Below are 24,004 nucleotides of genomic sequence, written 5' to 3'. Positions count from 1 at the left end.
CGGGTCACGTTTATTTCCAGAGCGCGTGTATTTCAAAAGTGCATGGCACCGGCACGCAAAATAAAACCGCAAGCATCCACCTGCGTTGCCAGCCGCTATTAAGAACGCTCAGGCAGAGCTGGTCCTGCCCTGGGCCTGCCTTTGAAATCGGGCGATGCTCATTCAGTAATAATGAACGGGGCGGTCTAAACAGGGGGACCTTCAGGCGCAGTTTGCGCCCCATAAAGATAACCCCCGGCTTCACAGAAGCTAGGGGCCATAGAATGTATTGGGCTGGTGCATCCACCGGCAGCGTTGAATAACAACGTTGGACCCTTACTGGAACTGCAAGCCTGATGCTTCCACCGGCAGCGAACCCGCGTCGCTGAACCTGCATTAACAATTATATTACAATAAAATTGATCGAAATCAACTTTAATATCAAAAAAACTACCTCGAAAGCGTTAATAAATTCGTATCAGGGACTTATCGTATCCCTGAGCAGGCGTAAAAACGGCTACTCCAGATAAAACCATCAACACTGCCATTAAGGATAGACGACTTTTTACCCGTCAGCGGGAAGTTTGTCAGAAAAGGCGTAAAGAAAAGAAATACGCTGGCGGTTACCCGGCGGCCCCTGGTGAAACGCAATAGTATGATATTGAGTAACGCCAGCGTATTGAAAACAAAAAACGCTTCGAAAGCTGCTTCCGTGCAGAAATCGTGCTCCCTTTCTTTCTTATTATTTCAGGCAGGCCTGGCAGCCCGCCTGCTTACTCCTTTAGAAGTTAAGTTTACCGCCGAGCATGGCTGTGCTATCGGAATATCCGCTATCGCCAACTCGAACCCCCACGTTGCCCCACAGGTTGAAGCGCGGCGTTATCTGCCCTTCCAGGCCTACTTTCACCTCGCCCAAATTGCGCGCACCGTCCTGGCTGACGTTGACACCATCCATTTTGGTAGCAAAACTGCGCGTATTATGCAGCCAGTTCATTTCAATAAACGGCTGGAACTGGCGCTGCAGATCGGCGTCATCGGCGTGATGCCCGGCAATCCAGGTTTTTACCCCTAACCGCGTCATCAGGTTACCATCGCCTACTCCCTGCACGTGCGTGCCATTTACCTCCGTATGATCGTCTGCTCTGACGCCCATCCAGATAGCCTGCGCCTGCGGCTGCACATACCAGGTATTAACGCTGCCACGACTACCGGTAAAAGCGCCCGTTCGCCAGGTATAGCCCGTCTCCAGCGAGGCGGTAATGCCGTGAGAATCATAGGATTCCCGCGCCTGCTTCTCGCCTTTTACGCTGTTGGTAAACCAGCTATATTGCATCCAGCTATCCAGATAAGCGCCAGTCATATCAGCCGCGTTAGCATACCAGGTCGCATAACCGCCAACGCTGTAACCATTAATGGTACCTTTTGAGCTAAAACCGCTCACATGATTACGCGTGTTGCTATGGCTATTGGCATAGCCCGCCATAAAACCCAGATGCCAGCGATCGAGGCCATCCGCGCTCCACTGTGCGACATCGCCCCCCATCTGCACCGTATAGCTATTACTTTGCGTACCCAGCTGGCCGCTGGCGTCATGCCAGCGGTTATGGCCGCCGACCTGGCGCATCCACAGACTGGTGACTTCCGGCTGCGCGTTTAACGTCTCAACGAACTGCGGCTCGCCCAGCCTGTCGTGTAGCGTCATGGCGAATAGCGTATTCGCTGCGGCAAGGTTCGCCGTGTAGCTTCCGCCTTCCGGGCGCACAATGGGCGGGCGCTTCGGCGTAGGTTTCGGCTCCGGCGTAGGTTTTGGATTTGGCTCCGGAGAGGGATCGGGCGTCGGCTTAGGATCCGGGGTCGGGTCTGGGGTCGGCTTAGGATCCGGCTGCGGCAGTGAACTGGTCAGGTACCAGTTTTCACCCTTTTTAACCAAATCATAATCATAGGCTCCTGCCACGATTCTATCCTGCTTCGTAAAGCCGCCTATGGAGGTGCCCCCCACGCTAACTAATTCAATCCCCTCAACGGTTTGCGCGCCGTGACCACCAAGGTTATTCACCGCTACCCGCGTGGTGCCCTGCGCGACATCTCCGCCAATGACAAGCTTATTGGCTGGTGAATTATCATCGCCCAGTACCCCATTCATCACCAGTAGTCCGCCGCTGCCCGCATAATCACCGGTCACGGTTAACGTATCGAATTTACTGGTATCGGAGAAGGCGATGGTGCCACTGTGCGTGAGCGTTCCTACCACCGAATTATTATTGATATTCCACGTACTGCTACTATCCAGCGTCAGCGCAGAGGCGTTAGTCACCGCGCCGGTCAGTATCGTACCGGACAGCAAATTCACCGCCGTGTGATTACGAATATCATCCACCGCAATATCACCGTTCAGCGCGCTATTTTCCGCGGTGAAATCCAGCGTGCTGTAGAGATTATTCGCCGGATCGAGCGTGTCTTCCGTATGGGCGACCGTAATAAGCTGCCCATTGCCGCCGGTCAGCGTCGAGTCCTTAACCGTCAGCGTTAAATTGGCGGTGCTGACATTTATCGCCTCAGCCTGTTTCGTCGCAACGGTAACATTATCCAGCGTCACCTGCCCCGCGTCGTTACTACTATCGCTGGCATAAATTCCGGCGGCCCCGACGCCGTTGGTCACAATATCGCTATTACTGACATTCAGCGTTCCGGCGCGGCTCCACAGGCCAAACGCATTCATGCCCGATGTTTCAATGCGCACGCTGTCGGCGGTAATCTGTGAGCCGGGATAAGCGACTATTCCGCTAGCCTCATCGCCCGTGGTGGTAATAGTGCTATGGGTCAGCGTCCCCTGCCCACCCAGCGCGGCAAACATCCCCACGCCTCCGGCACCGGAGGTATTAATAGTCAGGTTGTCGCCATTCAACTGATTTTCGGTATATAACGCATACGCGTTTTTACCTTCAGTCGTCAAAGAGCTATTGGTTATTGTCGCAGTTCCTTTCTGCGCATTCACGGCAATCGCCCGTTCACCGGCGGTGGCAATCAGCGCATTGTTTACAGAAACCGTTGCATCTGATGACGCAGTCCAAATCGCAGAGCTGCGCGTTCCCTGGGTGGTGAAGCTGCCGCCCTCAATGTGGATATCCGCCGCTCTATTCGCATTCAACGCATAAACGTTATCGCCAATAGTACTGGCTGACACATTATTTAATGTCAGGTTACCCTGAGTAACAATAATGGCATCTCCATTGGTAGTGTGAATATCGCTATCGCTTACTACCGCCGTAGACGTTGCAGACGGACTGGACCACGAACCGTCCAGCGCGAGTCCAATTGCGCTGTCCTCACCGGTTATTGTGATATTTTTAAGCGTTGCATTACTTGCATTCGCCAGATAAAGGCCCGTTGCGGATTTTCCTGTTACATTTATTTTCAGGTCTGTTCCATTCAATTGGCTATTATCGATCCATGCACCGCCGCCGCGAATACCAGAACTGTTTAAAACTAACTGGCTGGCATTAAATTCCGCGCCATTAAGCGCCTGAATGATAAATGTGCCATTAACGCTATTTTCCAGAGTCAAATTATCAATTGTGCGCTGAGTACCATCAGCAATAATAGTGTCATTATTCGCGGCAAAACTGTATGAGAACGAAGCTAAAAATACCGGTAATGCATACAGTGGACTGGCGGCAAATATCCTAACACCCCATTTGTTATTAGGGCGGTCATCCATAATTAAATCCTTTTAGGCAAATCTGTTAAAGGCACAGAGTATTTCTTTCATCCCTTCCGCAATTTGCTATAAATGAAGCGTAGCGATAAAACTCTGCTCTGTTAGCAGCCCCCATCTTACGACTCGCATTTCGATAATGAGTGCTGATTGTTTTCCTCGATCGATTTAGTATTTTTGATATGTCCGTACTATTATATCCTCTCCCTATTAATAACATCACGTCGTTTTCACTATCCGATAACTGTGAGTATTTCTTCAAACCAAAATACCAATACGCGCTCTCTTTATTGATTAAGACGTTGTAATCAGCGCAAGCTATAGCCAGTATCTTTCTAATTTTTGTTGAAATCTCATTGAGCGTATGTTTCCTGGATAAGAATGGAACATGAATAGTTATTTTTTCTTTTCTGGGAGTATCGCTACTACCACGAATACGTCGTTTGTTAAAAATATTAATCGTCACCATATCATTACGGAAAACGATATTGGGTTCATCCGTGTGCTCTTTAGCAGACGGTAATAAAAAGCATACATCTAAATGCTCATCAGAAAGCTGCTCGTAGATTAAAAGGCTCAGACCGAACATCTGATAATAGTTAGAATCTATCAGTAATATTTTTAACATACTTCACACCCATTTGTTGCGATCACAAGACGTTGTGATTACCTCCAGACACAGCGGACGCTGCCTGGAACAGACCAAAGTGAAGAAATGGAAACAACTTAAATAGCCGTAGAGTTATGGCACTGCCATATAATAACCTAAGCTTTCCATACTCAAATCCCATACGGCAAACCCGAAATATATCTGTCCCACCAGATAACAGGTTAATGCCGGGCTTTCCTGAAATAATCCCTAATGTAATTAGTTTCTGTTTTAGACCTCCATACAAAGGATAACCTTGGCTGAATAGCCAGTAATATATCCAACACATGCTTTATTTATAAAGCGGGGAAAAGGTCAATAGGTCCAATAAAACGAGTAGCGATGAAGAAAATCACCTTCATTTATCTCTATAATCAGAATCTCCCCGTTCTTTTTCCCGCATTCTATAACCGATATATAGAACAGTCAAATTTACTAAAAAAAAGAATTTACAGTAAAATATCCCATTGAAAACAGAATAAAGTAGATGTTTTAGCCTAATTCAGAAGAAAAAACGCACAGAAAGAAAGACAACCAAATAAGACTATCCTCAATAAATCTATAAAAATAAATTGTATTTTTATTTTGGGATAAATGACCAGGAACTCAGCCCGAGCCATTATCCCAGAAGTTAAGATATGAGATTACGTTCAGAAAAAATTTGTAGCTATGTATATGTCATCATTGATGTCACAAAATTCTTAAAGAACCTTTAGCTCCACCTTCTCTGATTCAATGTCATAACGACCATTCATGCACAAATCTATTGGCTTTGGATTCCAGTAAATCAACCCTCTAATCTCGAATATGATCAGCGCATGTCGGGTAAGATGCTCCTTTTCCTGTAAAGAACGTACCAGTAAGGTCTCAGGAATAATACGCGGCTCGAAGCGCAAAATAGCCGTGCGAATTGTTTTTTCGATTATGTTCCAGCTATGTCGATTCTCATGTGAACCTATCAAAGCGGGAACGCCATAATTCACCACCGACGCCAGAGTAACTTTATAACGTTGCTCATCCAGCGCATCTTCAATATTAGTATGATTAAGAAGATTAGCGAGATCCCGCTGTACCAGACTGCGCATTCCTTTAATATCTATCGGTCTATCACGGTCATACTTACTTTTAGGTTCATCATCCTGCAATCTGTCTAACAGCGTGGGAAGGTACTGGTGTTTACGCTCCATCACGATTATCCAAAGGTAATATTGCCGACTTCCAGAATAGAATGTTCGCTCATATCAGTAACCAAAACTTTACGACCGCTACCCTGGGACAGCATATCTGAAATAGAGGCCCACTCGGTTTTAGAACCCAGCTTAATCGTCTGGTCATCTTCGGCGGAGATTGGATAGCGCGCAGGGACAAAGCCATACCAGGTATTATCGCCAGATTTGAGAGTAGCCGGCGCCCATAACAAATCCAGTAGCCCCTGAGGTGCGGATACCTCCAGGCTCTGAATATCGGAAAACGCCACCCAGCGATAGCCGCCTGCGCAGATAAACTCACATACCGGCCCTAAGCGGCCATCGCTATCCGCAATCCACTCAAACTGCCCAAGCGTATCGCTGCAACCGCTTGCGCACTCAGCCAGATTAAACGCTTCGCCGCGCTGCTCCTCGGCTTGATCCCCTTTTCCCTGATATTGCAGCACATTCGCCTGATGCAATACCTCCATCCAGTGTGGAAAAGTGCCGTCCAGCGTTGCCGCCTGCCGCTCACCCGCCAGCACCTGAGCGCGCTGCATCTCGCTAAATACCAGGTTTTTATAAAGCTCGGTTTGTTTTTTTAATTCTTCATCCATTAACGCCATGGTCTGTAGCTGCAGCAGTGCCTTATCCCATACGCCGTCAACGCAATACAATTTAAATAACACATCGCGTATCTTCAGATCTTCGGGGTTATTTTTTACCCGCTCCAAAGTTTGTTGGAATAATTCATTAAGCGAAGAGTTTTTTAACATCTGAGTAAGAGAAATTGTATCCTGCATTTTTTATGCTCCTTAAATTAATAGTGACTATCCAAACCCACTTTATAAAAATCCTGAAACACCAGTTCGGGAAGCTTATTTTTCCCTTTGCTGACAAAGTGTTCAGGAGACAGCGCTTCCAGAATGTCGTGCTTCTCATCGTCAACAAAAATATCATCAGGCAGGCGGTCTACATTCAGTTCAGGCCATACCTTCTCCATCAAAAATGGTTTGTCGATAATGCATTCCGTTAAGGTTTTCCCCTTTATTTGCTCTCTAATAGCGTCAAAGCGGAGATCCGTTTTTAGAATATGGTTATCCTGGTGATTCAGTGCGGTATATGAAGCGCCTTCCTGCTCGCGCCAGATGAGGAAACGTTTGTATTCCACTTCAAGAGTTTTCAATACATCGTTGCCGCGATCCTGCGCCAGGACGACATCATTGAAATAGCGCAGGTCATTAATAATATTTCCGCCGTTAGGGAGGATCTCTTCAACCTCAGGGACTTTGTCAGCGCGCTCCCATGATTTATCCGGATAAATGAGGCGGTAAAAACTCTGTTCATCCGCCGCTTTATCGCCGTTAACGACCACGGACAGCTTAAAATGTCCGGCCTGGATCTCATTACCATGATGTAACGGATGCGTGCGACCATAAGCAATCTCAACGCCATCCAGGCAACACAGGCGTTCAGCGCACAAATTCAGCAATACGGCCCGGTTCATATGCCGGTAAAAAACAATAACGTCCCGCGCTTCCTGCGGAGTATGGGGTCCGAAGACCCCATTATTCACATTCAGAGCAAGCGCATTATCCTCAGTCAGGCTTTCATCAAGCACTATTCCCGGGCGGGATGCGGGCCACTCAAAATGGATTTTCACGCTGTTTATCCTATAAAGACATCGCCGGAACCCGAGACAATGACGGCGCCGCAGCCGGTAACATCACCGAGCCGCGCGGCCGGAAGCCCGTTAATAAATACGCTTCCGGAGCCGCTGGCAACGGGAGCAGCCCCGTGCCCAATCGCACAGGGCGCCACGCTCGCGCCCATCATGCCCGCAGGTAACCCATTAATGAAAACGTCCCCCGATCCGGAGCACAGGCAACCGCCGTGCGCCGTTGCATCCCCCACTCTGGCTGCATTTTGCATAGATAACCCTCACTTATTTGTTTGATTCCATTGCAATAAAACCTTCTCCCTTCGGCAACGACTAGGGCGGGAATGTTACGCTCCCGGTCGGTGTTTCCGTCGGTGTTTCCGTCGGTGTTTCCGTCGGGGTTTCCGTCGGGGTTTCCGTCGGGGTTTCCGTCGGCGTCTCCGTTGGGGTTTCCGTCGGCGTTTCCGTCGGCGTTTCCGTCGGCGTCTCCGTTGGGGTTTCCGTCGGCGTTTCCGTTGGGGTTTCCGTCGGCGTTTCCGTCGGTGGCTGCGTTGGAGTTTCGGTCGGTGACTGCGTTGGTGGCTCCGTCGTCGGAATCGGAGGCAGCGGGATCACGACGCCAAACAGCGCAACGATATTTGGCAAGCCAGGCAGGCCAATCATGCCGCCACCACCGCCGCCGCCGCCGCCACCGCCGCCGCCGCCACCGCCGCCGCAGTTATCGCCGCAGCAATCGCCTGGGTTAATATCGACTTCGCCGCCCTGAATCACGACCTTACTCTTGCCAATAATCTTGATGGTATCGGAGCACAGTACGAGCTCCCCGCCGGCGACAATATTCATACAGCCGCCGCTCACCATCGTCGTTGCGCCGCCCACGGCGAGTGAATGGTATCCCCCTACGTTAACCTGATAGGCTCCGCCAACGGACAGCGAGGTATATCCCCCCACCGCCGTCATCGCGGCACCGCCCACATTCAGACCGTACGCACCGCCAACATTAACGCTTTTCGCTAACGCGACGGTTTCACTGTTACTACCGCCAATCTCCAGAGCCACCGCACCGCCAATCAACGCGCTGTTGTTGCCGATAACGTTGGTCATCTGATTCGCACCAACGAACAGGTTGCGAGATAAGCCCACGTTAATATTGGAGTTCATCCCAATAGTTTGTTCTTCATTTTGCTTAGTCAGGCGCGTCATATTGCGTTCGGCCTGCTCCCAGTACTGCTCAATACCGGGCTTATCTTCAAAGCGAATACCGTTATAGTTGCTGCGCCCGCCGCCGACGGTACGGCTTATCAGGCCACTCTGCGTAGCGTTATTCGGCAAATCCCAGGGGGGCATAGTGGTATTGTTGTACAGGCTGCCGATAATCAGCGGCCTGTCCGGATCACCGTTAATGAAATCAACGATAACTTCATGACCAACACGCGGGATATAAATGCCGCCAAAGTTATTCCCCGCCCAGGCCTGACTCACGCGCAGCCAGCAGGAATCCGATTCCCGGTTTTTCCCGTAGCGATCCCATAAAAAGCGTACTTTCACGCGACCGTATTCATCCGTCCAGATATCTTCACCCGGCGGACCGACGATAATGGCGGTTTGAGGACCGCTGGTTTTGGGTTTTGGCACCGTCATAGGATGACGGTAGATTTTCGTGGTAGGCTGCACGGTAAAATCGCAGTGGTAACGAAACTCATCCTGGCTGGCCAGCTGATCGATTTCCTCAACCGACAGGTGACTACGCAGAATCATATATTCGCGGTTCGCCTTTTCTACCGGATAATCCACCAGTTCAAAAACCGTGCCGCACATAATCCCGCGTAACTCGCCGGAGCCTTCGCAGCGAGAGCCGAGCGCACCGCGTTCTTCCATTCGCACGCGCGCAAGCTGCTCACCTATCTCCGGCTGCTCATAGTCGCCAGGCCAGTGGAACACTTCCATTTGGTTGAAGCTGGTTTTCCGCGGCTTGCTGTCCAGCGCCATAATATCCGCGCGCGACTTGGTAAAATCATAGTCATTGGTCACCCAGCGCCCGGAAGTGATCATTTCCTGGAAGTGGAACTGGCTGATGTACTCTTCATCCAGCTTCGGTCGGTCTGAAGAGTACTTAAGAACGTGATAGGCTTCGCTCGGGGTGCGGCGGTGCGCGCCTACGCTATCAACCAGAATGAGTTTGTGTTTTTGTTCCGCATGCTCGAAGAACCAATAAATTCCCCACTCTTCCATTAACCGTTCAATAAAATTGAAATCGGTTTCGCCGTACTGTACCTGGAAGTCCAGCAGCGGATAACTGCCCGCCAGCCGTTTCTCAAACGGGAAGTTATAATCGCCTAACACTTCTTCAATAATATCCACCACCGTTTTTTGCTGGAAAATTTTAAAGTCGGTGGTTAACTCAGCCAAATGCAGCCAGGGCCGGATAATAATTTCATACAGCGCCTGATTGGCGTCGCGCCCGATATAACGCGCTTTTTGAACAATACCTGATATTTCCCGGGTTCCCTGGCCAAGGCCAATAATATCCCCGAGCCCGTTACCGTCCAGTTCAATTTCGACGGTCATCTCTTTACCGATTAAGGCTTTAAGATCGACATTCGAAGCCGCCTGCCAGGGTATTAGCGGATTGGCCGGCGTTTTGGCAGTAATCACGTAGGAATAGAGCGAGGAGAATGCCTCCTCACCATCCAGTTTTGAGATTACCAACGCCGGCTCTCCAAGTAGCAGCGGCATAGCCGAACTACTTAATTTAATAGTACGTGACATATCATCACCTGATGCGTTGTGAGTATCTTAAAATGATGCGTCAGGCCCTTCAGCCTCAGCGCGTTGTAATGGAATTCTCTGCGAATCCAATATTTTCCTGTGTCGGCTTTGCCGCCATAGCCAGATACAGGCCTCTCCCGCTAAACAGTCAGGCCAGTTCTTCCACGGCATAATCTCGACACCATCGCTATCCCGAATGCGATAGTCCTCCTGTGACCCCTCCCTGAGTAAAACCTGAGAGCGATTCTTGAAACGGAAATTAGGCGTCAGGGCAAAAGACTCCCAAAACGGCGAATATGCCCGCCGCAGCGCCCTGACCCATTCCCGCAAAGATCGCCAGCTCCCGTTTGAAAATTCATTTTTCCGCACGTAATGATTCAGAACTCTCGTCATCCAGAACGTCACGGGAAACGCCGATGACAAATCCTTTTTCAGCCAGCCATAAGACACTGAGGTATAGATAACGGCGGCAGACTTCTCCCCCTGCGCCGTGCGAAATACCATCAAGGCGCCCGCGTAATAACGGCTGCCTTTTTTGGATGCGGGCGAAGGCATAACAAAACACCACGGATAACTTTCTGATAAATAGTCATCCGGCACAGAGGAGGCCATATAAGGGAGGATCGCCTGCTGGAGACGGGCGCGCAGACGCGCTTGCTCCCTGCGACGCCAGCCCAATCGGCCTGTGCTTAATTCATCGATAAGTAAATACAGACGCACCGATATCTTTCCTCTGGTGTTTGGTTTGCACCGTTTAATAAGCGCCAGGACAGCGGAAATCCCTGAGCAAATCAGACGCAAGCGCTCCGTTTACCGTCAGTCCCGTGGCTTCGATATCCACCCGACGCTTATCCAGGGAATAAATCAGTTCCGTTTCCCCGGAATCCGGCACCACAATTTTCCGCGTGCTATCCAGCCAGCGGAATAATGCCCACGGGCCGGTAAACAGCGCCGACGAACCGGCGGCGATACGCGGCATCGCATTCAGTGTGATACGCGATCCCTGCCGGGCGCCGGGCCACGTTAGCGAAACCGGCGCTATCGGGCCGTGCGCGTAATTCACCTGAGTACCGTCGAAATTCATATTGAGCTGAATCACCGAAGGATCCATATAAGGCACGGAGATACCGAACTTCAGAGCCATGCGGCGCCCGCCTTCGCCCTGGAAAAACGCATCGCGGATATCCGCCGCGCGCTCAAACACCGCCAGCTCACCGTTATCGCTTTCCCCGGCGTCGCCTTTATAGCGCCAAGGGTGCGCTGAGGTATCCACTTTGTCAGCCAGATTTTTTTGGTAATAGTCATCCACCAGACCGCCGGCCGCGAAAAAGCGTTCAAAATCGGCCAGCTTCACCTCTTCTTCGCTGTCGGCAAACGGATAGCGCCCCGCCAGAGTCCTGCGGCAAATGCGCCCTAAATGCTCTTCAATGCCTTCGTTATCCTGCGCGATAGCCTCATGATTCGCTCGCCGATACGAACCATCCAGCAGCGGACTAATTAAATTACTCAACGGATCGGGCCAGGTTTGGGACTCGGCGCTCAGCTTCTGCGCGGTATTGGAAAGCGTCACGCTATTGCCGCTTTTTAGCGCGTCGTTATAAATCACAAACAGGGTGTACTGCTCATTCAGCGCCCCCATTAATTTACTCAACTCTGTACTGGCAACCGCGCCAGGCCGGGCGTCCGCTACGATTTGGGGAGAACCGGTAACAAACTCGCGCAGCGGCGCGAAGTGGCTATCAACCCGCTCCCAAAGCAGCTTTTTTTCCAGCGCCGCATAGGCCAGACTCACCTTCATCGCCGCGTTTAATATCTGGCCTTTATTACTGACATTATCCAGCAGCGATTTTCCTTCCGGCTCGGACAGCGTGGTTTCCGCTACGGCGCGCTGCACCAGATTGGCTAGCGGAGAATCCGGCGCTGCCAGCGTTCTCAGGATATAAATATCCGATGCCATGCCGGCGCTGCCGGAGTCCAGTGGCAGCACATCCGTTTTAATACGAATGTTGCGCAAAAACGCCTGCCAGCGCTGGGTGTATTCATCCAAATACAGCGCCAGAATCTGTTTCTGGACCGGATTTATCAGCGCGCCGTTGCGCGCCACGCCCACCTTTGGCAATGGGTTATCCTTCTCCTTTCCCATTACCCAGCCGTCTTCACGCTCCAGCCCCATCAGCCCGAGATCCATTTTTTTTTTAAACAGGGAGTGATACCCCGCGCGCGTAAACAACCCAGGAATAGAGGTCGCCTCAGAATCTTCCCCAAGTGAAAACAGCTCCCCACCCCGGCTGCGCGTCATTGCGCTCAGCGTCAGATCTGCGGGGGCGTCTGCCGCCGCTGCGTCCTTAATACGGCGATACAGGCGGCTGGCCAAATCATCCCGATCCAGCAGCGCGCGCGCATATTTCACCAGCCCCGCGTCGGCAGGCTGACCAAAGCGACGCCACGTAGGCGACTGAAGCAGCGTATTGAGGTGGGAAATAAATATCTGTCGCTCTTCATAAGGCTGCAGCTTGCCGGTCTCTTCCCACAGACGGGTTACACTGTCGACGATATACGCGCTATCAAATTTGCCCTGTCCGTACACCATGAGATACAGCTTCAGATAGCTATAGATCTGCTCCGGATTATCGGTGTCAATAGCCTGCTGCAGCGCCAGCGTAACCTGACGTTCAATTTGCGGTAGCAGTAGCCGCTCAAGGAAATACTGATACAGCGACTCCGACGCGTTCACTACATCCTTCCCGGTATACAGCCCGTAACGCCAGTTCAGCCCGGGGCTATAAACATTCAGAGTGCCGTACTCGGGTAAATACTGCGACAGCGTGAGAAGCTGCGGGATAAGCCCTTCATTCGTCGTTTTCGAAAAGCGGTTAACCTCATCGCCGAGCGTCGCGGCTTTGTTATCCACCACGTGCAAATAGCGGCTGTTATTAAGATAACTGTTATGGAAACCGTTTAGCAGGAACACCGCCGCCAAAATGGCAACCGTGTGACCGAGGAAGCGCTGCAGGCGATATTTCGACTCATTAGCCAGGTTATAGCGCGCTAAATCGAGGTCTTTAACGATAACATCGCTGAACAGCTGTTTTAGAAAATACTGGCGCCCATAGGAAACATCGCTCACCAGAAAATCGCGCTCGGCGGGCTGTTCAACGACGGACGCCGTAGTCGCCGGGTTCTGATTATCCACATAGTTAGACCATTTGCGCACAATAGTCTGATTATTCAGCAGGCTAAAATCGACCGGCTGATGGCTACTGGAAAAGTAGATGCCGCGCAGCGTGGTATAGCTCTGGGTTTCATCGTAGCGCGAGGCAAAAAAGATATTCTGCACCACTTCGGCCATCAGAACGGACAGCGCGTGAAAATCCTGGGGCAGCGCGTACATTTTTTTGCGATCCCGATGATCGTACTCTTCCTGCTGACGCACGATCATTTCCCGATCAACGCGCCGCTCCAGCAGAGTAAACTCTTCCCGGATACGCTCAGACAACTCGCCCGGCGCGCCTTTCATCGCATCCCCGTAAGGGAAAGTAACGCCCCAAACCTGCTCGCGCTCCTGTTCGGTTAGGATACGGAAGTATTCAGCGAAGCCCGGAAGCTGGTCGAGTTTGGTAACCAGCACGTAGGCCGGGAAACGCACGCCCAGCGTCTGGCGCAGCTCTTCCAGCCGCGCGCGCATACTGGCCGCCAGCTCAAACAGTTCCGCCTGGGTACGTCCCATAATATCCGCTGCGGAAAAGGTAATAACTGCGCCGTTGATCGCTTTAATCGGGCGATATTTTTTTAACGCCTTTAACATCGCCTGCCATTCCGGCAAATGGCTTTCCGCTGCGCTGATATATTTACCGGCCGTATCCAGATACACGGCGTCATTGGTAAACCAGCATTCACAGTGGCGCGTTGGCTGCCCCTGTTTCCCCACCTGGTTAAGCTGTTCCGGCAGCGGAAAACTCTGCCCTGAGGCTAAAATCGCCGAGGTTTTACCGGAATCCTCGGTGCCCAGCATAATGTACCAGGGCAGCGTATCCTGCGGCCTGCGCGCCAGGATCACGCGCTGAAAAAAAGAGAGACTGCCGCGGCTTTTATTCACATAGTCCACCGCGTTGCGGATAACCGCCACCACCTCAGAGGTATCGTTTTCCGGCGCGGTCTCTTTCTTCATAAACCGTTCTAACAGCGCGGGATTATCTTTTAACGCCAGCAGCAGCCGCCATGCGCCGTACAGCAGCGCACTAAATAAAATAGCGGCGATAATGCCCAGCCGCACGCTCACCGGTGCCAGCGGGTAATTGTCCCCGATTAACAGGAACGGCCCGAGCACCCAAACAATCACGCACAGCGTAGCCACCGCGACGATAAACACCGGCCAGCGCAGCCAAAAGCTCACCAGACAGAAAACAGCCAGAACTATAAAAATGATTCGGGATTCCACGCTTTCCAGCGGGCGCGTTTCTCCGAACCCAAAAAACGGCCCCAGAAACCAGATGGCCGCAATTAGCAGCGCAATACAGCAGATAATGAGCAGTGTCTTCATAAACCGCGCGGCGAAGACTCTATTTAAATAAGACATTATTTATCCCGTTTAATACGTGACAAAAAACTCGACGCGGCGATTCTTCGCCCGTCCCTGCGGCGTTTTATTCGTCGCCAGCGGCTGGCTGTCGCCCACGCCTTCAACTTTCACCTTGCTTTCAGGCACTCCGGCGGCAATAAAGTAGCGGGCCACATCTTCAGCGCGTTTTTCAGAAAGCACGGTATTGTTCGGCAGCTCAGGGCGGTGAATCGGCGTCGCGTCGGTGTGGCCGACAATCACGATATCGCCGTTGACGCGCCGCACCTCATGCGCGATGCGTTCAATAACGTTCACCATCGCAGGCTGCACCGTCGTCGAACCGGAACTGAACAGGGTGTCGCCTTTAAGCACCACTTTGCTCTGCGCCTGGGTTTCATCAACGCTCAAAAGCTGCTGTTTGATTTCATTGCGTAGCAAAATGGCCAGCCGGAGACGCGTTTTCACCTGCGGCAGCGTGACCTTCAGGTTTTCCATCGCGTTAATGTCGGAGGTAATACGTACGCTGCTGTTTAACAGCCAGTATTTACACCAGATGAAGGATGAAGCGATGAGTACGCCAGCGCACAGGGCCGTCAGCCTCACCGGCACCACCAGACGCTCCCGGCGCGCCGGGCCGTGCGGCTGTAGCCCGTGCGGCGACAGCGCCGGCTGCGTGGTATCGCGCGTGCTTTGCACGATGGTAAGCAGGCGCTGACGGATTTTCGTTAACTGCCTGTCGCCATCTTCAATGATGCTGTAACGGCCTTCAAAGCCCAGCCCCAGAATGCGCAGCAGCACTTCCAGCACATCGGCGAACTCATTGGGATTCATAGACAAACGCCCAATCAGCAGGAAGAATTTATTGCCGCCGTCGTTGTCCCCTTCAAAATGGTTAAGCAGGTTACTCTGAGACCAGCCGGATTCCAGCCCCCAGGGCGCCGTATGCGCGGCCTCATCCAGCGCGGTGCAAATGCAGTAGCGCACGATAGCCATCTTTTTCCACGGAATATTCACCTCTTCGCAGACGATACTGAATACGTTGATTTCACTCTTCAGCGTATTTTTCAGGATCTCAACGTGGGCGATGTCCTCAATTTTTTCGGGCATATCGCTCAGCGCCCGCAGCAGCGGCTGGGTTGCTTCCAGCAGCGCATTTTCCGCCGCTGAGACTTTCAGCACCCGCTGCTGCACACTTTCGCTTTTCATTGTGCGGCCGTGCCCGCTTGCGATACCGGCCGCGGCGCGCTCGGCGCGCGTACGCGCCGCGGGTTCCGGCTCCTGAATCCAGTCACCGTGTTCGTCCAGGAGGAATTTCCCCAGCGCCTGGGGCGAGCCGTCATCCTCCGGGACAGGAGAGCTGTCCACCGCGTGGAGTGCTTCCTGGTTTAAATCGTCTTTCATCAGTTCCTGATTCCCCAGAGTTCCATTTTCAGGCCGGGGAATTCACCTGCAACGTGGAGCGCCAGCGCGCCGGTACCTGAAATTTTTTCCCAAAACGGACCGCTTTTTTGTAATTCAAAATAGACGTATCCCGCGCTATACGGGATCTGGCGCGGCGGCACAGGCAGCCCCTGTAACACCAAGCCGGGCAGGTGCGAACGTACCAGCTCATGGAGCTGCTGCGGGGCGCTGATTTTGGCCTGCGCGTGAAATTGCTGCTGCAAGACATCCATCGGCAGCTGGGCGTGCACCGCCAGCACCATATTGGAGAACGACCGCAGCTCGGCGGGAAGCACGGAAGCCGACCACACGCCGTTGCCCCGAGAGTGCAAATCGATAAGCTGGCCCGCGCGCACCAGAATTTGGTTAAGTAAATCATGCACATCGTCGACTAACGGGCGGATTGAAGGGTACAAACGGGCATGATCGTAACCCGGCGCGCGCTTCGGGCGCCGGGTTTGAGTACGGATAAACGTCGACAGTTCGCCGGCCAGTTTGGCCAGCTCTTCATACAGCACGATCGGCGGCAGTTCCGGAATATGACGCAGATGATCCAGAATCGGCTCGTATTTATTAAAGATTTGCAGCAGCAGATAATCGACCACTTCAGCGCTGGCGCTGGCTTTACCGTCCGTGGATGACAGCCGATTTGCCAGCATCTCGGCGCGCATTTTGACAAGGCCGTTCAAATGCGTCAGCCATTCGCTTAATAGCGGGTTAGCGGCATAGCCGGTAACCGGCGGAATATAGTCATCAAAGTGCAGCAAAACGCTGCCGTCAGGCTGGATAGCCTTCACGCGCATCAGCGGCAGGCCAATCCACGACTCCGTCATTTCCGTCTCGGACACCAGGCGTAAACGCAACTTCGCCAGCTGTACCGGCTTCGGCCCCTGGCGGATTGAGTTGGTGTCGCACAGTTCGGCTTCTTCAGCGCGAAAACGCGCCAGCGAACTGGACTCATGCTGGTTAAAAATCGTTTCATCGCTGTTATCCAGGCGCAGCGGGACCGCCAGATAAATCATTTTTCCCAGATGTTCGGGCAGGATAGTCAGCGGTTCAGGCAAATCAGCGTGATCGGGGATATCAAACGGCGTGCCGTCAGGCAAGACGCCGCGAGCGGTGCGCAGCACCAACTTGCCATAAGAAAGGGCTTCGCGATCGATTTCATACTGAGAAAATCCCCAGAAAAACGGGCTCAGCGTTGATGCGCGCTTATGGGCATAGTATTCAAAATAACGTTCTTGCTGTTGAAAAAGCTGCGGGCGCAGGAACAGCCCTTCACTCCACACGACTTTATTCGTTCTCATGGTTTAACCCATTTTCTTAATTGTAATTGCTGCTTTTTGAAAATGAACATTCAACGCAATTGGATCGTCGTTAAAAATTCGCTTCCACCACGATACTTTTTTCCTCTCGGGTAAATCCCACGTAATTACCCATGCTGAATTCTGAATATCACGATAAGCACCGACGAAGCCCAGCGCCTTAGTGTCACTGTCCGGTTTAACCTTAATAGTGCGCGACTCTCCGGGCTGTAAAATAGCCTCATAGACTTTCGAGGACGCGTCTTGTATTTGTTTATTATTGCCTTCGGTTATTTCGAAGAAGTCACCATTATTAAAAACATCGGCAACTTTTACGTTGTACACAAATAGATTCAGAGGCGCTGGCTGACCACGCTCATTAGGATTGATATCTTTATCGGCAATTAACGTTAACTTTACTTCTCCTTTGCGCGCATCAGACGATCGACTGCCTGAGCATGAAGCAACAAAAATAATTAAAGCAATACTCAATATTATTTGAGATATGCGGGTTATATATTTTTTTATTTCTGCTGTGCAAAACATATTTCCACCAAAGCTATCGTTATTTTTTGAATATCATTTTGCCAGTCAATCGGCTTGTTATATTTAAGGCTATCTGGCGCACCTCTAAAATCTGTCCAGAAAAGGTCTGCCGCCGAAGCGGCAAACCTTTATTTGCTTCCAGGCAACAAAATTAGCTGCGCAGGTTAGCTTTAACGTCGTAGCTGGTAGAAATAACGCCAGATTTAGCGCCTTCTGCGTTCTGCATCACGTAATCCTGAGTCAATTTCGTGAAGGCGAAGGTGACGCGCTCGCGCGGACGAGTTTCATCCTCAGCAGAACCCGCAGTTTCTACGCGAGTAATAATGACGTCGGTAAATTTGATGGTCAGATATTCCAGCGGATCGCCGCCGGCTTTACGTACCACAAACTGGACATCTTTGATGTGCTTACCAGACAGACAGTAGCTCAGCAGGTTGGTGCTGGCTTTGTCTACATAGTGTTCAAAACAAAAGTCTTCTACGGTCGCCTTACCAGAACCACCGCCTGAACCGCTGTGCATATTAGAATGCTGAATGCTTGCCCAATGCCATGACAGCACTTCAATTTCATTCTTATGAGTAGCATCCAGAGACTCACCTTCGATGCCGTCAATTTTAATAAACATATCTTGAGCCATAATAATTTCCTTCTTCAGCTCTTATTTATAAAGTTACACACCGTGTAACGACCAAATACAGATAACGTTTTTATTAGTAATAAATAAAAACCGCCCCTGATTTTGCGGTAAGTTAAAACCTATTAACTTCACCGCGGTTAAAAAGAAGAAAGTCTTCATGACTAACTTCTTAATTCATGCCTAATTAGGCAACATCTTTAAGTGAAGGCAGTTTAGCCACCATACGCAGTGATACGGTGAGACCTTCTAACTGGAAATGCGGGCGCAGGAAGAATTTCGCCTGGTAATAACCCGGGTTACCTTCCACGTCTTCAACGACAACTTCAGCGGCAGCCAGCGGGCGGCGAGCCTTGGTTTCCTGTGAAGAGTTAGCCGGATCGCCATCGACATAGTTCATCACCCAGTTATTCAGCCAGCGCTGCATATCTTCACGCTCTTTAAAAGAGCCGATTTTGTCGCGCACGATGCATTTCAGGTAATGCGCAAAGCGGGAACAGGCGAATAGATACGGCAGGCGCGCGGACAGATTCGCGTTCGCGGTAGCGTCCGGATCGTAATATTCCGCCGGTTTTTGCAGCGACTGCGCGCCAATGAATGCCGCATAGTCGGTATTTTTACGATGCACCAGCGGGATGAAACCGTTTTTAGCCAGCTCCGCTTCACGACGGTCAGAAATCGCAATTTCCGTCGGACATTTCATATCGATGCCACCGTCGTCGGTCGGGAAGGTGTGGCAAGGCAGATCTTCTACCACGCCGCCGCTTTCAACGCCGCGGATCATGGTGCACCAGCCGTAATGTTTGAAAGAACGGTTAATATTCACCGCCATCGCATAGGCGGCGTTAGACCATACATATTTGCTGTGATCGGCACCGTCCGTGGTCTCTTCAAAGTTGAAGTCATCCACCGGATTGGTGCGAATGCCATACGGCAAACGCGACAGGAAGCGCGGCATCGCCAGACCAATGTAACGGGAATCTTCAGACTGGCGCAGTGAGTTCCACGCCGCATATTCCAGGTTCTGGGTAAAGATTTTCGTCAAATCGCGCGGGTTGGCCAGCTCCTGCCATGACTCCATCTGCAGCACAGATGGCGCAGCGCCGGTGATGAACGGCATGTGCGCAGACGCGGCCACTTTACCGATGGAAGACAGCAGGTCCACGTCCGGCGCGCTGTGGTCAAAAAAGTAATCCGCCACCAGGCAACCGTAAGGCTCACCCCCGAGTTGACCGTATTCTTCTTCATAAATCTGCTTAAACAGCGGACTCTGATCCCACGCTACGCCTTTATAGCGTCTCATATTCCGGCGCAGTTCATCCTTCGAAAGGTCCATAAAGCGCAGTTTTAGTTTTTCATCGGTTTCGGTGTTATTCACCAGATAATGCAAACCGCGCCACGCGCTTTCCAGCGCCTGAAACTCCGGATGATGCAGAATAAGGTTAATCTGCTCGGATAATTTATTATCTATTTCAGCGATGAACGCGGCGATATTTTTATACGCATCGTCGGCCATGGTAATAGAACTTGCCAACGCCTGTTCTGCCAGCGTCTTCACCGCCATTTCAACGGCGGTTTTCGCCTGCTGCGATTTGGGTTTAAATTCGCGCGTTAATAAAGCATTAAAATCGCTTTGTGTTTCAACCTGAGTGGCGGCTTGTTTATTTTTTTCTGCTTGAATTGCCATAATAATCTCTCTCTAAATCACTTTTGGTTCGCTGATTCTTTATCCGCCGAATTGGATTTCGGCGAAGCGGCCAGCGTATTCAGCAGCGACTTGTCATTCAGCACTTTCATTACCAGCCCTTCCGCACCGGCTTTACCATCCATATACGTCTGGAGGTTAGCTAGCTGGGTGCGCGCTTCCAGAAGCTGCGATAAAGAATCGACTTTGCGAGCGATAGCATCCGGCGAAAAATCATCCATGCTTTCAAACGTCATATCGACCATCAGCTGACCTTCGCCGGTAAGCGTATTGGGCACCGCAAACGCAACGCGCGGCTGCATGGCCTTCATGCGCTCATCAAAATTATCAATATCGATGCTCAGGAATTTCCTGTCGGCAACGGGAGGAAGCGGTTCCAGCGGTTTACCGGAAAGATCGGCCAGAACGCCCATCACAAACGGCAGTTCTATTTTCTTTTCGCTGCCATAAATTTCGACGTCATATTCAATCTGTACGCGAGGCGCACGATTGCGTGCAATAAATTTCTGCGAATTACTTTTGCTCATAATTATGATTACTCTTTAATAACCGTTATAAATAAAATCGTCGTTCGCGTGATAGCTAAATATTAAATAATTACTGCCAGTCCCCGTCAGCTCCTCCTGTTATTTATAAACAAGCACGACCCCTGCCGCCGCATGGACTTTTCCAGCCGTCACAGCAGAATTCCCCTTTGCGTAATAACTCGCAGTGAACCGGTGGGTTAAAGGATCACCCGCAGACGAAATAATATATTCTTGTCCGGTTGCATCATTATCAATAACCACTTGCGAACTATCTTCTTTACGCAATCTGATTTGTACGTTATTACTAAAAACCGAACCGGTATCATTAATTAAATTACCGGTAGTCGTATCCGCCGGAGAAACATTACTTTTAAAAGTAACGGCAATTTTTCGGCTTGCGGGACAATCTTTTAGCGTAATATCAAAAGGGCGGCTTCCGGCCTCAGCGGCATTCATCTGGAGCGTCGCTATTGAGACTTTAGGCAGCGTAATAGTTTCATTGTTACTGGCATTATTGATAATAACATTACAGGTTTCATCGGTATATTCGCCAGTAAAAAGAACTTTTATTTCGCAATCCGCACTGCTGCTACAGGCATGCACCTGGGAAAAACATTGCCCTACTAATAAAGCCACAAATACGCTATTAAAGACAAGCTTGCTGACAGGTCTATTATTCTGAATTAATGGCATACCACACCTACCTGTGTAATTGCGCCAGATGAACGAGCAATTTTATCGGCTATCGACTTATCTGCATAAATCGTACATATACGCGCACCGGAAGCATCTTTAACATATAAACTGTCTTTATCTGCATGCCATCCGCGAATATAGGCCATTCCGCCCTGCCCAATTAGCCCCTGACTGGTATTATGCATATCCATAATATTGGCGCCGATGGGTAAATAATTACCTTGTTTATCGCGAATAATCAGTACAGCGGGTTTACCGATTAGCGTTTTCATGGTTACCGGAATGGCCGCGCCCATTCGTGGAATAACCGTACTTTCACTTTCCAGTACATCTACCGTATCCGGCAGGCCTTCAGTATTAATCGCTATCGTATTTTCACGATAAGGGGTTAGCGACGGCATCACCGCATAACCATTGCCGTCGATACGCGAACCATATCCGTTCAGCATACGCGCGCCTTTTGCTCCCTCCGCGTGGATCAATGCGAAAGGCGCATCTCCGAGCCGTGGCCCCAGCGTTAACCCTCCGCTATGTGCGATGACGCTGCCGTTAGCGGTAAACGAAAGCTGGCGCGAGCGGCTGCCGAGCGAGGCGGTGGAACCAAACTGCCCCCACGGGGAGTTGTAGTTCATATTGCCGTTGAATTCGCCCTGGGTATTATCGTTCCGGCTTTTACTCACCGTCGTCCCAACACCGTAAGACAGTTCGCTCTGGTCGCCCTGGCTGCCGATGGCGTTAACCTGCGCGCTGGTTCCACCGTCGTTGTCATGCATGGCGGTGGTATACAGCGTATTAAACAGCGGCCTGTCAACGATACTGGCCTGGCCCAGCGGCACGCTGAATGACAGCATCACGCTATTAATATCCCGCCCGTCGCTATCGAATGCGCGCGAAGCCGATATCGCCCACGAAAAATAACGCTCCGATTTGTTATAAGACACCATGTATTGCTTCGATGAACCGCGCTCATCCCAGTAGCTATAAAAATTACCGGAAACGTTAATCCGCGCCCCGTTCCACAGCGGCTGACCGACGTTGACGGTAAAACGCTCTCGGGTTCGGTAATCCACCATATAATGGTCGTCTCGCGCTCCGGAGCGCTCCGCTATCGCATCCCGCAGGCTATAAAATCCCTTAGACGAGTAGCGATAGGCGGCCAGCGTGATATCCGTTGACGTGGAATCCAGGAACTTACTAAAACCAATGTTAAAGCTATTGCCCGTCGAGCTTCTTCCGTCTTTTAACTCACTGCGCGCACGCGTGATATCCATTGACACCCCGCCGAGCGGGGTATTGAATGCGTGACCAAAACCCACGGCGCCGTAGTTATCGGAAATTTGCCCTCCGCCATACAGGGTGTACAAACTGCCTAGTCCGTACTGATAAAACCCCTGCGCCATTCCCGGATGTGTCTTTAAGGTATCGTCCTGCAACTGCCCGACCGTTACGCCAAAGCGCGAAACGCCTTCATGTAACAGCATGGGCGGAGCGGAAAACGGAATCACCTGGGTGCGCTGTCGACCATCGGCTTCGATGATAGTCATCTGCAAATCACCGCCATACCCCATGGCCCCAACGTCGCTTAAGGCAAACGGCCCCGGCGGAACGGTAGTTTCATAAACCGTTTGCCCGCGCTGGGTAACGCGAACCCGAGCATTACTTTCCGCAATCCCTCGCAGAACCGGCGTGTAATACCGCAGCCCTTCCGGCAGCATACGATCGTCGGACTGTAGCTGGATCCCGCGTACCGTTAGGCTATCAAACAGATCGCCGCTGGTGGTGCTATCACCCAGCGTTAGCTGGCTTTTCAATACAGGAACGTCTCGCTGAAGATACGTAAATAGATTTTGCGTATGCGTAGACGAACGGCTATCCCAGCTTGTATTAATACGTTTGCGCAGGCGCCAGCCGTAGAAGTTTAACCCGGCCATCAACCCCACATTGCCGCTAATATCGTGCCCGCCGTCGCTGCGAAAATCGCGGGTATTTTGGCGAGTATAAAAGTTGCTGTTATAGTCGAGCAGCCCTACCGTGGTCCCCGCCTCCCAGGTATTAGGGTCGGTATAACCGCGCGGATACTCCACCGTCCATGCCTGCGGCACCACCAAATTCAATTGAAAATCGCCGGCGTTATAATGTGCCGCACTCCCGGTGACCCACTGCTCCAGCCTGGCGCACTGCTTTGCCGCACCTTTGCCTGACCTCTCAGGTGCGTTCATGATTTTGATGCCGTAGCCGTCAAGCTCTTCCGGGGTAAAACACGGCTGGGCGCTGACGCTATTTTTTACCGGAACAAACAGCACTTTATGCTGCCCCCGATTAAGGCCATTCACCAGTACCTGCACTACAAACTCACCGGCCGGATTAGGGTTCCCCTGCTGGTAGTGAGAGACATCTACGCTGGCACCGTGAATAAAGGCGCTGTTAAACCTGACCGTTTCCGGCGGTGACGCAGGCTCTGCGACAGGCTCTGGCCGTATTCCGCTACTTAATGCCAGTACGGGGAATCCGGCACCGACAGATGCGATTAAAATATGCCGTATCGCATGCGACAATAATGTTTCGCGGTTTATAAAATGCCGACATCTGTATAGTTCTGAAGGTTTCACTTCCCTGACTCCCTATTCAAAACCCT

At 51.3% G+C, this 24,004-nt stretch carries 17 protein-coding genes; all 17 read right to left on the bottom strand.

Annotated features, from left to right (window positions below):
- Positions 1 to 760 precede the first annotated feature (760 nt).
- Positions 761 to 3,697, bottom strand: coding sequence for an autotransporter outer membrane beta-barrel domain-containing protein (locus SFA31_RS09710; RefSeq protein WP_322837788.1), 2,937 nt, complete (start codon positions 3,695 to 3,697; stop codon positions 761 to 763).
- A 25-nt stretch (positions 3,698 to 3,722) separates the two neighbouring features.
- The gene (locus SFA31_RS09705) at positions 3,723 to 4,322 is read right to left on the bottom strand and encodes a helix-turn-helix transcriptional regulator (protein WP_322837787.1); all 600 of its coding nucleotides are present in this window, start codon (positions 4,320 to 4,322) and stop codon (positions 3,723 to 3,725) included.
- 722 nt (positions 4,323 to 5,044) lie between these two features.
- Complete coding sequence (gene tssE / locus SFA31_RS09700; protein WP_322837786.1) at positions 5,045 to 5,530, bottom strand: type VI secretion system baseplate subunit TssE; 486 nt, start codon at positions 5,528 to 5,530, stop codon at positions 5,045 to 5,047.
- 5 nt (positions 5,531 to 5,535) lie between these two features.
- Positions 5,536 to 6,333, bottom strand: coding sequence for a type VI secretion system accessory protein TagJ (locus SFA31_RS09695; protein ID WP_322837785.1), 798 nt, complete (start codon positions 6,331 to 6,333; stop codon positions 5,536 to 5,538).
- 17 nt (positions 6,334 to 6,350) lie between these two features.
- Positions 6,351 to 7,193: a TagK domain-containing protein gene (locus tag SFA31_RS09690; protein WP_322837784.1), complete on the bottom strand. Its 843-nt coding sequence runs from the start codon at positions 7,191 to 7,193 to the stop codon at positions 6,351 to 6,353.
- 5 nt (positions 7,194 to 7,198) lie between these two features.
- Positions 7,199 to 7,462: a PAAR domain-containing protein gene (locus SFA31_RS09685; protein WP_322837783.1), complete on the bottom strand. Its 264-nt coding sequence runs from the start codon at positions 7,460 to 7,462 to the stop codon at positions 7,199 to 7,201.
- Between the two features lie 61 nt (positions 7,463 to 7,523).
- On the bottom strand, positions 7,524 to 9,926 hold the full coding sequence (locus tag SFA31_RS09680) for a type VI secretion system Vgr family protein (RefSeq protein ID WP_322839340.1): 2,403 nt from the start codon (positions 9,924 to 9,926) through the stop codon (positions 7,524 to 7,526).
- 60 nt (positions 9,927 to 9,986) lie between these two features.
- Positions 9,987 to 10,679 (bottom strand): T6SS protein Cts1T, encoded by a 693-nt coding sequence (locus tag SFA31_RS09675; protein ID WP_322837782.1) that lies wholly within the window; start codon positions 10,677 to 10,679, stop codon positions 9,987 to 9,989.
- Positions 10,680 to 10,713: 34 nt separating this feature from the next.
- Positions 10,714 to 14,535: a type VI secretion system membrane subunit TssM gene (gene tssM / locus SFA31_RS09670; protein WP_322837781.1), complete on the bottom strand. Its 3,822-nt coding sequence runs from the start codon at positions 14,533 to 14,535 to the stop codon at positions 10,714 to 10,716.
- A 12-nt stretch (positions 14,536 to 14,547) separates the two neighbouring features.
- Positions 14,548 to 15,918, bottom strand: a complete 1,371-nt coding sequence (gene tssL / locus SFA31_RS09665) for a type VI secretion system protein TssL, long form (RefSeq protein ID WP_322837780.1) — start codon at positions 15,916 to 15,918, stop codon at positions 14,548 to 14,550.
- Entirely contained in the window at positions 15,918 to 17,264 is a 1,347-nt protein-coding gene (gene tssK, locus SFA31_RS09660) for a type VI secretion system baseplate subunit TssK (RefSeq protein ID WP_322837779.1), read from the bottom strand. The genes tssL and tssK overlap by 1 nt, the downstream gene beginning before the upstream one ends.
- Before the next feature lie 3 nt (positions 17,265 to 17,267).
- On the bottom strand, positions 17,268 to 17,807 hold the full coding sequence (gene tssJ / locus SFA31_RS09655; protein WP_322837778.1) for a type VI secretion system lipoprotein TssJ: 540 nt from the start codon (positions 17,805 to 17,807) through the stop codon (positions 17,268 to 17,270).
- Positions 17,808 to 17,958: 151 nt separating this feature from the next.
- Complete coding sequence (locus tag SFA31_RS09650) at positions 17,959 to 18,444, bottom strand: Hcp family type VI secretion system effector (RefSeq protein ID WP_322837777.1); 486 nt, start codon at positions 18,442 to 18,444, stop codon at positions 17,959 to 17,961.
- Between the two features lie 184 nt (positions 18,445 to 18,628).
- A complete protein-coding gene (gene tssC / locus SFA31_RS09645; RefSeq protein ID WP_322837776.1) occupies positions 18,629 to 20,128 on the bottom strand; it encodes a type VI secretion system contractile sheath large subunit in 1,500 nt (499 codons plus the stop codon).
- Positions 20,129 to 20,145: 17 nt separating this feature from the next.
- Complete coding sequence (gene tssB, locus SFA31_RS09640; RefSeq protein WP_322839339.1) at positions 20,146 to 20,676, bottom strand: type VI secretion system contractile sheath small subunit; 531 nt, start codon at positions 20,674 to 20,676, stop codon at positions 20,146 to 20,148.
- Between the two features lie 96 nt (positions 20,677 to 20,772).
- The gene (locus tag SFA31_RS09635; RefSeq protein ID WP_322837775.1) at positions 20,773 to 21,366 is read right to left on the bottom strand and encodes a fimbrial protein; all 594 of its coding nucleotides are present in this window, start codon (positions 21,364 to 21,366) and stop codon (positions 20,773 to 20,775) included.
- Positions 21,357 to 23,978: a fimbria/pilus outer membrane usher protein gene (locus SFA31_RS09630; protein WP_322837774.1), complete on the bottom strand. Its 2,622-nt coding sequence runs from the start codon at positions 23,976 to 23,978 to the stop codon at positions 21,357 to 21,359. Before SFA31_RS09630 ends, SFA31_RS09635 begins: the two co-directional genes overlap by 10 nt.
- Between the last annotated feature and the right edge of the window lie 26 nt (positions 23,979 to 24,004).

This window comes from Erwinia sp. HR93 (assembly GCF_034555055.1).
GTDB classification, from domain to species: domain Bacteria; phylum Pseudomonadota; class Gammaproteobacteria; order Enterobacterales; family Enterobacteriaceae; genus Apirhabdus; species Apirhabdus apintestini.
Note: the sequence above shows the minus strand (reverse complement) of the source record. Positions and strands in the feature narration are given on the sequence as shown.